We start from the raw sequence: 11,012 nt of genomic DNA, 5'->3' as shown, positions 1-11,012 counted from the left end.
TACGTCCAGCAGCAGGGCGGCGGGTACGACCAGGGCGGCTACGGCCAGGAAGCCCCGCAGCAACGCGGCGCCTACGACGACCGGGGCTACGACCAGGGCGGTTACGGCCAGCAGCAGGGCGGCGGGTACGACCAGGGCGGCTACGGCCAGGAAGCCCCGCAGCAACGCGGCGCCTACGACGACCGGGGCTACGACCAGGCCGGTTATGGTCAGCAGCAGGGTGGCCGGGCCCGGCCGGACGGGCCGCCGCCCACCGAGCGGGGCGGCCGACGCCTCGACTGGCTGGACGACTGACCAGCACCACGGCACCGCAGCACGGCAGAACGGCCGCCCGGATCTCCGGGCGGCCGTTCCGTTGCGGGCGCTGGTCGCCCGGTCCTCCAGCGTGATCAACTCGTCTTCCAGGTAGGCGGGCTGTCCGCGTTACCTCGACACACCGACTTCCCGGAATCCGAGTTGATCGCCCCGCCACCCGACGGCCGGCCGGACGGGCGCGGACGGGCGCGGGCGCGGCGCGAGCGGGCCGGCGACCCGCGACGGTCAGGCGGCGGAGAACACGCCCTGGCGGAGGACCGGTACGACGTCCGACACGCCCACCCGGACCGCGACGTCGACGTCGGCGCCGAAGCCGCCCTCGGTCAACTCCCGACCGGACACGCTGCCGCGCACCGCGGCGGGCACGTCCGGAGTGCTGGCCAGCGCGGCGAGCGCCATGGCCGCCTCCACGGAGAGGCCACCCGGCACACCGGACAGGGCGTCCAGCACGCTCGCCGCGCCGAGCTGGTCCTCGACCGACGGTCGTAGCGACCCGTCCGGCCACCGCTCACCCGAGGCGACGACGCCGATGGGGGCGTCCGTCGTGCCGTACCCCTGGCGGCGCAGCCAACGCCCGACGGCGCGGGCGTTGCGCAGGCACGCCGCGACCACCGGCAGCCCGGTGGCGCTGGCGGCCGCGCTGATCGCGGAGCCGTTCGGTGAGGGCAGCACCAGGTCCGCCACGACGGGCGCGGCGCTCAACGCGGCGGGTGAGAGCGACCACGGATGGTCGGCTGTCACCCGGCGGCGGCCCACCGCCGCGACCGCGCCGACCCGCACCGCGTACTCGGCGGCCTGCTCGCCCCACGGGAACGGGTGCACCCGCATGCCCCGGGCGACCGCCACCTCGACGGCGGTGGTGAACGAGAGGACGTCCACCACCACCAGCGCCGCGCAGACGCGGCCGAGTTCGGCCGCCCCGGTCAGGCCCCAGTCGAAGCGGGCACCCGACCCGGGCTGGCCGTAGACGGCCGCCGTCAACGCCTCAGCGCTCGTCAGGCGACGGCTCGGCGGCACCGGGGTCAGACTCGGACGATTCGCCCGGCGGCTCCGACCCGACCGGGTCGACAGCTCCGGTCTGCGGGGACGGACCGGCCGAGGCGATCGGCTCGGAGAGCACCTCCGACGCGTCCACCGGCTCGGCCGGGGCACCCGGCAGCGGCACGGCCTCGACCGCGCCCGCCACGCCGGCGGCCGGCGCGGGCACGTCGACGGCCGCAGCGCCGCCGAAGAGGCGCGGCAGCGTCTCGGTGTGCGCGGCGCGCAGCTCGTCCAGACCGATCCGGAACTGGCCGTGCACCTCCAGCGCGCCGCCGGCCGGGTCGGTGACGCCGATCAACTCGAACGGCACCCCCCGCTCGGCGCAGAGCGCGGCGAACGCCTTGTCGTGGCCACGCGGCACCGACACCAGCGCCCGCGTGGCGGACTCGCTGAACAGGTAGACGAACGGCATCGAACCCTCGGCGAACTGCTCCGGCACGGCGATCCGTGCGCCGACGCCACGCCGCAGGCAGGACTCGACCAGGCTCTGGGCGAGGCCACCGTCGGACAGGTCGTGCGCCGAGCTGAGGTGACCCACCCGGGCCGCCTCGGCCAGCAGGTCGGCCAGCGCCTTCTCGCGAAGCAGGTCGACCTGCGGCGGGATGCCGCCGAGGTGCTCGTGCGTCACCCAGGCCCACTCCGAGCCGGACAGCTCCACATTCGTCTCGCCGAGCAGGTAGAGCTGGTCGTGGTCGCCGCCGGGACGCGGGACGAAGCCCATCGGCACCCGGTCGGCCACGTTGTCCAGCACACCCAGCACACCGACCACCGGGGTCGGGTGGATGGCCGCCGCGCCGGTCTGGTTGTAGAAGCTGACGTTGCCACCGGTGACCGGGATGCCCAGCTCCAGGCAGCCGTCCGCCAGGCCGCGCACGGCCTCGGCGAACTGCCACATCACGCCCGGGTCCTCGGGAGAGCCGAAGTTGAGGCAGTCGGTGACGGCGATCGGCTTCGCGCCGGTCACCGCCACGTTTCGGTACGCCTCGGCCAGTGCCAGCTTGGTGCCGTTGTACGGGTCGAGCCGCGCGTACCGGCCGTTGCCGTCGACCGACAGCGCCACGCCGAGCCCGGTCCGCTCGTCGAGCCGGATCACGCCGCCGTCCTCCGGCTGGGCGAGCACGGTGTTGCCCAGCACGTAACGGTCGTACTGCTCGGTGACCCAGGTCTTGTCGGCCAGGTTCGGCGACGCGATCATGCGCAGCACGGTCTCCCGCAGCGCCTCCGGGTCGGCCGGGCGGGGCAGCGTCTCGGCCCGGTCGGCCTGGAGCAGGATCAGGTCGGCCGGCTCCCGCATCGGTCGGGCATACACCGGGCCGTCGTCGACAAGCGAACCCGGCGGCACGTCGACGACCAGGTGGTCCTGCCAGGTGATCAGCAGTCGACCCGGGCGGCCGTCCGGCTCCGGGGCGGTGACCTCGCCGATCGCGGTGCCGAGGACGCCCCACTTCTCACAGGTCTTGAGCACCGCGTCGAGCTTGTCCGGCTCGACGACCAGCAGCATCCGCTCCTGCGACTCGCTGGCCAGGATCTCGTGCGGGTCCATCGAGGGCTCCCGCAGCGGCACCCGCTCCAGCCAGACCCGCATGCCGGTGCCGGCAGCAGCGGCAGTCTCGGTGAGCGCGCAGGTCAGGCCGGCGCCACCGAGGTCCTGGATACCGACGACCAGCTGACCGTCGTACAGCTCCAGGCACGCCTCGATCAGCAGCTTCTCGGTGAACGGGTCGCCGACCTGCACGGCCGGGCGACGGGCCTCGCTGCCCTCGTCGAAGGTGGCGCTGGCCAGCACCGACACGCCGCCGATGCCGTCCCGGCCGGTCTTGGCACCCATCAGCACCACGACGTTGCCGGGGCCCGCGGCGGCCTTGTTCTGCAGCCGGTCGACCGGCAGTACGCCCAGGCAAAGCGCGTTGAGCAGCGGGTTGCCCTGGTAGGACGGGTCGAAGACCAGCTCGCCGCCGATGTTGGGCAGGCCGAGGCAGTTGCCGTAGCCACCCACGCCGGCGACCACGCCGGTGAGCACCCGAGCGGTGTCCGGGTGGTCCGCGGCACCGAAGCGCAGCGGATCCATGACCGCGATCGGGCGGGCACCCATGGCGAGGATGTCCCGGACGATGCCGCCGACGCCGGTCGCCGCGCCCTGGTACGGCTCGACGAAGCTCGGGTGGTTGTGCGACTCGACCTTGAAGGTCACCGCCAGCTCGTCGGAGACCTGCACCACGCCAGCGTTCTCGCCGATGCCGGCGAGCAGCCGGTCGCTGTGCGGGGCCTTCTCACCGAACTGGCGCAGGTGCACCTTGCTCGACTTGTAGGAGCAGTGCTCGCTCCACATGATCGAGTACATCGCCAGCTCGGACTGCGTGGGTCGACGGCCGAGGATGTGCCGGATCCGGTCGTACTCGTCGTCGCGCAGACCCAGCTCGGTGTACGGCTGCAACTCGCCCGGCGTGCCACCGGCGCGCGGCACGGTGTCCACGCCGTCGGTCCAGTCGGCGGTCGCCGGCTGGGACGGAGCGGCGGGCTGCGCCAGCGGCTCGGTCGGCTGCGCCGGGGCGGAGTACGCCTCCGGAGTGTCCCGTACCGGGTCCGGATGGGTGGTCATGACCTCTCCTCGCTGCGCTCGTGCCCGCCTGACCGACTCCTCGCGTTCACGCGGGCGCCCCCACCAGGTGCTTGAGGACCGAGGTGAAGAAGCCCAGGCCGTCCAGCGAGGGGCCGGTGAGCGCCTCCACCGCGTGCTCGGGGTGCGGCATGATGCCGACAACGTTGCCGGCGGAGTTCGTGATGGCCGCGATGTCGCGCAGCGACCCGTTGGGGTTGCCGCCGACGTAGCGCGCGACGACCCGCCCCTCGGCTTCGAGCTGGTCCAGCGTCGCGGTGTCGGCGACGTAGCAGCCCTCGCCGTTCTTCACCGGGATGAGGATCTCCTGGCCGGGCTGGAACGCGTTGGTCCACGCCGTGCCGGCCGACTCGACGCGCAGGACCTGGTCCCGGTTACGGAAGTGCAGGTGCTGGTTGCGGGTGAGCGCGCCGGGCAGCAGGTGCGCCTCGCAGAGGATCTGGAAGCCGTTGCAGATGCCGAGCACCGGCAGACCACCCCGGGCGGCGTCCACGAGCGTCTCCATCACCGGGGCGAACCGGGCGATGGCGCCGCAGCGCAGGTAGTCACCGTAGGAGAAGCCGCCGGGCAGCACGACCGCGTCCACACCGTGCAGATCCTCATCGCCGTGCCAGAGCCGGACCGGCTCGGCGCCGGCGATCCGGACGGCGCGGGCCGCATCCCCGTCGTCGAGCGAGCCGGGGAAGGTGACCACACCGACCCGGGCGGTCACGAGCGGGCGTCCGCGGTCTCGTCGGTCTCGACCAGGCGGACGGTGAAGTCCTCGATGACCGGGTTGGCGAGCAGCTTGTCGGCGATCTCCCGGGCCCGGTCCAGGTCCGGTTCACCGGTGAAGTCGATCTCGATGCGCCGGCCGATCCGCACTGAGGCGACGTCGCTGACGCCGAGCCGGGGCAGCGCGTTTGCGACGGCCTGGCCCTGCGGATCGAGGATCTCGGGCTTGAGCATGACGTCGACGACGACGCGAGGCACTGGGCACTCCTGACTGTGTACGCAGTTGGGTGCCGACCCACAACGGGCGAGCGCAGCCAGCGTACCTGGCAGATACCGTCGCGGACGCACCGGCCGGGCGCAGTTCAGGCAGTGATCCACATAACCGGCGGCGGGTGCGGCCGGCGGGGCGGGACAGGCGGCCCCAGCAGGGCATATACGGCGCGCTGGGTAGCCGAATCGTTACATTGGTTGATCTCGATAAGCTTCTTGAAAACGATGCTCGTCGGCCCTACAGTACATCGACATCACTCGATGCCAGCGGCGGCGGGGATCTCCCGCTGTCGCCACCGGGCACCCGGCGACCCCGGGCCCCAGCCCCTCCAAGGAGTCCACCGATGCGCGTTCGTCCCCTGCTCGCCCTGATCAGCACCGCGCTGGTCGGCGCCCTCGCCGCCGCGTCCGGCGCGTCCGCCGCCCCGGCCGGCCCCCAACCCATCATCGGCGGCGGCACCGTGTCGTCCGCCCCCTGGGCCGCCGCCGTGCTGAGCAACGGCTCGTTCACCTGCTCGGGCAGCGTGATCGCCGCGCAGTGGGTGCTCACCGCCCGACACTGCATCAGCGGCACGATGTCGGTCCGGGTCGGCAGCGTCTACCGCGCCTCGGGCGGGGTCACCCGTACCGTCAGCGCCACCTACACCCGTAACGACCTGGCCCTCATGCGGCTCTCCAGCACCGTCAGCACCTCGGCGGTGTCCCTGGCCAGCAGCAACCCGCCCGTCGGCTCGACCAACTCGATCTACGGGTGGGGCATGACCTGCTACAGCGGGTGCGACGCCTCCAGCCAGCTCAAGACCGCCACCGTCCAGGTGACCAGCACCAACGTCACCGACGCGTACGGCGGGCAGGCGATCCGCAGCACCCGGATCAACGGCAACGCCTGGCGGGGCGACTCGGGCGGGCCGCAGTTCTACAACGGCCAGCAGGTCGGTGTGGCCTCCACGGCCGACGGCTCCTCCATCCAGAACTACGGCAGTGTCGCGTACAACCGGGCCTGGATCACCTCGGTGGCCGGTGTCTGACCGTTAGCGCCCGCGCGGCGCGGATGGTCGGCGGCGTGCCGACCGTCCGCGCCGCGTCGTTTTGCAGCATCCGATCAGGTGAACACGGCACCCGATCGGGTCGCGCAACTCCTGACAGCATCGGAACCGTGCTGGTCGTGACGACAGAGCAACTGCCCGGCTACGAGATCCGCCAGATTCTCGGTGAGGTGGTGTCATCGATGGCCAGGACGCGCAACCCGTACCGCGAGGGTGTCAAGAATCTGCGCGGTGGCGCGTACGACCCGATGGCGCCGGACAACCTGACCCGCTGGCGTACCGACTCCGTGACCCGCCTCGGCGAGGAGGCCCTGCGGCTCGGCGCGAACGCCGTGATCGGCATGCGCTTCGACAGCCGGGACTGCGGCGAGATGTGGATGGAGATCTGCGCGTACGGCACGGCGGTTATCGCCGTACCCACGATGCCCCAGGTCATGCCGGCCGACCAGCCGGCGGTGGCGGCCCAGACCGCCACCGACCCGGCCTTCGCCGAGTCTCTCGGCGGCATCGCCGAACCCGCAAGCGGCCCCAACCTACGAACAGCCGCAGAAACCCCCACCGGCGACTAACCCGACCCTCGCCGCCGGCCCCTCGCCACCCGGTTGATCATGAAGTTATTGCCCTGCGCGTCGGCGTGTCGCGGCAATAACTTCATGATCAACGAACGCTGGGGCGGGACGGGCGCGGGGGCGCGGGGGGGAGTCGGCGGGGTTAGAGGATGGGGGGTGGGGTGTAGGTTGCGGCTTCCGGGTGGGTTTCTACCACCTTGGTGATGCGGCGGGTTACCGCTTCCACCTGGGTCTTCGCCGCTCCGACGAAGGCGGTGCGGTCGGCGACCAGGGTGTCGATGTCGGCGCGGGACAGGCCCAGGCGGCCGTCGGCGGCCAGGCGGTCGAACAGGTCGTTCTCCGGGGCGCCCTTCTCGCGCATGGCCAGCGCCACGGCGACCGCGTGCTCCTTGATCACCTCGTGCGCGACCTCCCGGCCGACGCCGCGCCGGACCGCCGCCACCAGGATCTTGGTGGTCGCCAGGAAGGGCAGGAACCGCTCCAACTCCCAGTTGATCACCGCCGGGTACGCGCCGAACTCGTCGAGCACGGTCAGGAAGGTCTGGAACAGCCCGTCGGCGGCGAAGAACGCGTCCGGCAGAGCCACCCGGCGGACCACCGAGCAGGACACGTCGCCCTCGTTCCACTGGTCACCGGCCAGCTCGCCGACCATCGACAGGTAACCCCGGATGATCACCGCGAAGCCGTTCACCCGCTCCGACGAACGGGTGTTCATCTTGTGCGGCATCGCGCTGGAGCCGACCTGACCCGGCTTGAAGCCCTCGGTCACCAGCTCCTGACCGACCATCAGCCGGATCGTGGTGGCCAGCGAGGACGGCGCGGCGGCGGTCTGCGCCAGCGCCGACAGCACGTCGAAGTCCAACGAGCGCGGGTAGACCTGCCCGACACTGTCGAGCACCCGCGCGAAGCCCAGGTGCTCGGCGACCCGTCGCTCCAGCTCGGCGACCTTGTCGGCGTCACCGTCGAAGAGGTCGAGCTGGTCGGCGGCCGTGCCAACCGGCCCCTTGATGCCGCGCAGCGGGTAGCGGCCGATCAGGTCCTCCAGCCGCTCGTACGCGATCAGCAGCTCCTCCGCCGCCGACGCGAAGCGCTTGCCAAGCGTGGTGGCCTGCGCGGCCACGTTGTGCGAGCGGCCGGTCATGACCAGCTCGGAGTGCTCGTACGCCAGCCAGGCCAACCGGGCCAGGGTGGCCACCACCCGGTCCCGGATCAGCTCCAACGAGGCCCGCACCTGGAGCTGCTCGACGTTCTCGGTGAGATCCCGGGAGGTCATCCCCTTGTGCACGTGCTCGTGCCCGGCGAGCGCGCTGAACTCCTCGATGCGGGCCTTGACGTCGTGCCGGGTGACCCGCTCCCGCTCCGCGATCGAGGCGAGGTCGACCTGGTCGAGCACCCGCTCGTACGCCTCGACCACACCGTCCGGAACGGCCACGCCCAGGTCACGCTGCGCGCGCAGCACGGCGAGCCAGAGCCGCCGCTCCATGCGGACCTTCTCCTCGGGCGACCAGAGGGCGACCAACTCGGGTGAGGCGTACCGGTTGGCGAGCACGTTCGGGATCGTCGTCACGTACCTCATTGTCGCGTACGCGCCGGTCGCAGCCCCAGCCAACCCGGCCCACCGGCCGGTCGGCGGGACGGGTCGGGTCAGGTCACACCCGCGGGGTGTCGTGCACGGCCGCACTCACGCGGCCTGGCCCTGCCGGCCCACGACGTTGCGATCCTCGCCCGGTCCGAAGACCGGGCGCAGCTTGGCGGATTTCTACTGACCGGGGCGGCGAGCCGATGTGCATTGCCTCGGTCAGGTCGCTCAGGGCTGCTTCGAAGCGACCGTCGGCAACGGCCAGCAGCCACGGGCTGGGCATTTCCCCTGGGCGGACGACCCCTCAGCATTCGCGGCCTCGGTGGAGCGATTCCTCCCCTTGGTCGGACGGCAGGCCACGCAGGTTACTCCGACCGGGTTTGGTGTCAGCTCGCGTACGCCTGCATTGAAGTGATCATGGCTTGGTCGTCGAAGGTCATGGTGTCGATGACCTCTCTGGTGGGGCCGTCGGCTGGTGTGGCGCGGAAATGGAACGCGGCGTGGTGGTCGGCGATCGCCACCATGACCAGTTCCATTGTCCGTTGCTCGGTGAGCACGCCGGCAAAGTGCTGCTGGATGGCCGTTCGGCCGGTGACTGGGGATCCGCCAGCGGGGTCATGCAGACGGGCATCCGGTGTGTAGAGATCCGCCAGCGCGGTAGCGTCGGCGGCGCCGACGGCGGCGAGGTGTGCCTCGATGGTGGCCCTGATCTGCTCCTTGCTGGCCACGATCAACTGTCGCTTTCCGCCGAAGGACCCGGAGCCGAGGCAGGTCGCGCTTGCCGGTCGAGGACGACGCAGAGGACCCCGGTGTAGCCGGTCGTCGGATCTCCTTGCAGGTCCAGGATCATCTGCTCACCGCCGTGGGCGAAGATGCTGTCGGTGGCGTTGGTGGTGTCGCGCTGCGGCCGGCCCCGATAGGGCGGGCGACGGAAAACCTCGTCGGTGACCGTGTCGGGAAAGTAGAGCTGCGTGGTCACCGAGCGGTCGCCGAGGTGCGCGATGAGGTGGATGTGCACGGTGCGGCTGGCGTACCAGCCCGGGTAGATCGTGTTGAACGCGCACATCCCGCGCTCGTCGGTGCGCTGGCTGCCCCGCAGGTACGTCTCACCGGCGGCGATCACATCGTGCGGCACCGACTCCGAGGTGACCACCTGTCCCGGCCTCGCTTCGAATGGCTGGAAGCCTGAGTATCGGCCCACGTGGTCGGCCTGCCAGACTTCGACGAGGACGTCCGCGAGGGGGGTGGTGGCGTCCGCCGCCAATAGGCGTAGCCCAAGGCGCAGCGGGAGACCATCGCGGTCCTCGGTGATCTCCCGCCGCTCGGGATGCACAGCTCGGTGGTATGGGCCCTGCGTCTGCTCGACCAACAACCGGCAGGTGACTCCGGTCGAGGCCAGTAGTTCGACGAGGTCCTCCTCCACCGTGCCAGTATCGTCCGCCGTTCGTTGCGACGCCCGCGGTTTGCCGCCCGCTGCGACCGGACGACGTACAGGTTGATCGACAGGGACGCCTCAGCGCTCCAGGATCGCCGTCACGCCCTGGCCGCCGGCCGCGCAGATGGAGATCAGCCCGCGCCCGCTGCCCTTCTCGGCCAGCAGCTTGGCCAGCGTGGCCACGATCCGGCCGCCGGTGGCGGCGAACGGGTGCCCGGCGGCCAGGGACGAGCCGTTGACGTTGAGCCGGTCGGTGTCGATCGCGCCCAACGGCGCGTCCAGGCCGAGTCGGTCCTTGCAGAACTCCGGCGATTCCCAGGCGGCGAGGGTGGCCAGCACCTGCGAGGCGAACGCCTCGTGGATCTCGTAGTAGTCGAAGTCCTGCAACGTCAGCCCGGCGCGGGCCAGCATCCGCGGCACCGCGTACGCGGGGGCCATCAGCAGCCCTTCGTCGCCGTGCACGAAGTCCACGGCCGCCGTCTCCGACAGGCTGAACCAGGCCTGCACCGGCAGGTGGTGCGCGGCGGCCCACTCCTCGCTGGCCAGCAGCACGGTGGACGCGCCGTCGGTGAGCGGCGACGAGTTTCCGGCCGTCATGGTGGCGTGCTCGGCGTCCGGGCCACGGGTGCCGAAGACGGGTCGCAGCGCGCCGAGCTTGTCCAGACTGCTGTCCGGGCGGAGGTTCGCATCGCGGGTGAGCCCCAGGTAGGGCGTCATCAGATCGTCGAAGAAACCCCTGTCGTACGCGGCGGCGAGCCGCTGGTGCGAGCGCAGTGCCAGCTCGTCCTGCGAGCGCCGGTCGATCTGCCAGCGCAGCGCGGTGCGGGCGGCGTGGTCCCCCATGGACAGACCGGTACGCGGTTCGGCGTTGCGGGGGATCTCCGGCTTGAACGGCTGGAGCGGGCGCAGCTTCGCGGCGACCTTCAGCCGCTGGCCGAGCGTCCGGGCGGAGTTGAGTTTGAGCAGCGTGCGCCGCATCTCCTCGTTGACCGCGAGCGGCGCGTCGGAGGTGGTGTCGACACCACCGGCGATGCCGACGTCGAGCTGACCGAGGGCGATCTTGTTGGCGACGAGGATCGCCGCCTCCAGGCCGGTGCCGCAGGCCTGCTGGATGTCGTACGCGGGGGTGTGCGGGTCGAGCCGGGACCCGAGGACCACCTCGCGGGTGAGGTTGAAGTCGCGGGAGTGCTTGAGCACAGCCCCGGTGACCACCTCGCCGACCCGCTGCCCGGCCAGCCCATACCGGGCGATCAGACCGTCGAGCGCCGCGCCGAGCAGGTCCGCGTTGGACGCGTCCGCGTAGCGGGAGTTGGAACGGGCGAAGGGGATGCGGTTGCCCCCGATGACCGCGACCCGCCGGATGCTCTGCACGATCCGCCTCCTCGACAAGTGTTGCTCGAACCTTACTCGCCAGTAGGCTACGCCC

Annotated in this window: 10 protein-coding genes and 1 pseudogene; 3 read left to right on the top strand and 8 right to left on the bottom strand. The window is 71.6% G+C overall.

Translation table 11 applies throughout. From position 1 onward, the window contains the following. A pseudogene (locus tag ABZT87_RS06630) lies at positions 1 to 294 on the top strand (hypothetical protein); the annotation flags it as partial. A 246-nt stretch (positions 295 to 540) separates the two neighbouring features. Here the strand turns inward: ABZT87_RS06630 and ABZT87_RS06625 are convergent. Genes ABZT87_RS06625 through purS form a run of 4 tightly spaced genes read right to left on the bottom strand, consistent with a single transcriptional unit; the run spans position 541 to position 4,945 of the window. Beyond that, entirely contained in the window at positions 541 to 1,296 is a 756-nt protein-coding gene (locus ABZT87_RS06625) for a 2-phosphosulfolactate phosphatase (RefSeq protein ID WP_354853897.1), read from the bottom strand. Positions 1,297 to 1,300: 4 nt separating this feature from the next. Beyond that, positions 1,301 to 3,955: a phosphoribosylformylglycinamidine synthase subunit PurL gene (purL, locus tag ABZT87_RS06620; RefSeq protein WP_355134083.1), complete on the bottom strand. Its 2,655-nt coding sequence runs from the start codon at positions 3,953 to 3,955 to the stop codon at positions 1,301 to 1,303. Positions 3,956 to 4,001: 46 nt separating this feature from the next. Beyond that, positions 4,002 to 4,685 carry a phosphoribosylformylglycinamidine synthase subunit PurQ gene (gene purQ, locus ABZT87_RS06615; RefSeq protein ID WP_355064644.1) on the bottom strand — a complete coding sequence of 228 codons (684 nt, stop codon included), beginning with the start codon at positions 4,683 to 4,685 and terminating at the stop codon, positions 4,002 to 4,004. Then, entirely contained in the window at positions 4,682 to 4,945 is a 264-nt protein-coding gene (gene purS / locus ABZT87_RS06610) for a phosphoribosylformylglycinamidine synthase subunit PurS (RefSeq protein WP_007454310.1), read from the bottom strand. The genes purQ and purS overlap by 4 nt, the downstream gene beginning before the upstream one ends. Before the next feature lie 356 nt (positions 4,946 to 5,301). On the opposite strand from purS, the gene ABZT87_RS06605 reads away from it, so the two are divergent. Together ABZT87_RS06605 and ABZT87_RS06600 are read left to right on the top strand one after the other, a co-directional pair. Further along, positions 5,302 to 5,985 carry a trypsin-like serine protease gene (locus ABZT87_RS06605; RefSeq protein ID WP_355134081.1) on the top strand — a complete coding sequence of 228 codons (684 nt, stop codon included), beginning with the start codon at positions 5,302 to 5,304 and terminating at the stop codon, positions 5,983 to 5,985. 23 nt (positions 5,986 to 6,008) lie between these two features. Then, positions 6,009 to 6,572 (top strand): YbjQ family protein, encoded by a 564-nt coding sequence (locus ABZT87_RS06600; protein ID WP_355134079.1) that lies wholly within the window; start codon positions 6,009 to 6,011, stop codon positions 6,570 to 6,572. A 142-nt stretch (positions 6,573 to 6,714) separates the two neighbouring features. On the opposite strand, the gene purB is transcribed toward ABZT87_RS06600, so the two are convergent. The 4 genes from purB to ABZT87_RS06580 all read right to left on the bottom strand — a co-directional run bounded on the left by purB (position 6,715) and on the right by ABZT87_RS06580 (position 10,957). After that, positions 6,715 to 8,139 carry an adenylosuccinate lyase gene (purB, locus tag ABZT87_RS06595; RefSeq protein ID WP_355134077.1) on the bottom strand — a complete coding sequence of 475 codons (1,425 nt, stop codon included), beginning with the start codon at positions 8,137 to 8,139 and terminating at the stop codon, positions 6,715 to 6,717. A gap of 398 nt (positions 8,140 to 8,537) precedes the next feature. Continuing rightward, a complete protein-coding gene (locus ABZT87_RS06590) occupies positions 8,538 to 8,879 on the bottom strand; it encodes a nuclear transport factor 2 family protein (RefSeq protein ID WP_355134075.1) in 342 nt (113 codons plus the stop codon). Positions 8,880 to 8,881: 2 nt separating this feature from the next. Next, positions 8,882 to 9,574 carry a hypothetical protein gene (locus tag ABZT87_RS06585; RefSeq protein WP_355134073.1) on the bottom strand — a complete coding sequence of 231 codons (693 nt, stop codon included), beginning with the start codon at positions 9,572 to 9,574 and terminating at the stop codon, positions 8,882 to 8,884. 90 nt (positions 9,575 to 9,664) lie between these two features. Then, positions 9,665 to 10,957: an acetyl-CoA C-acetyltransferase gene (locus ABZT87_RS06580; protein ID WP_355064638.1), complete on the bottom strand. Its 1,293-nt coding sequence runs from the start codon at positions 10,955 to 10,957 to the stop codon at positions 9,665 to 9,667. Between the last annotated feature and the right edge of the window lie 55 nt (positions 10,958 to 11,012).

The sequence above is a fragment of the Micromonospora sp. NPDC005237 genome, from assembly GCF_040607775.1.
In the GTDB taxonomy this organism is placed as follows: domain Bacteria; phylum Actinomycetota; class Actinomycetes; order Mycobacteriales; family Micromonosporaceae; genus Micromonospora.
This window is presented reverse-complemented; position numbering and strand designations above follow the sequence as displayed.

What these genes read in the sequence shown, in the direction of transcription:
- purL (WP_355134083.1), bottom strand. Translation starts at nt 3,955, where the DNA reads ATGACCACCCATCCGGACCCGGTACGGGACACTCCGGAGGCGTACTCC.
- ABZT87_RS06605 (WP_355134081.1), top strand. Translation starts at nt 5,302, where the DNA reads ATGCGCGTTCGTCCCCTGCTCGCCCTGATCAGCACCGCGCTGGTCGGC.
- ABZT87_RS06600 (WP_355134079.1), top strand. Translation starts at nt 6,009, where the DNA reads ATGGTCGGCGGCGTGCCGACCGTCCGCGCCGCGTCGTTTTGCAGCATC.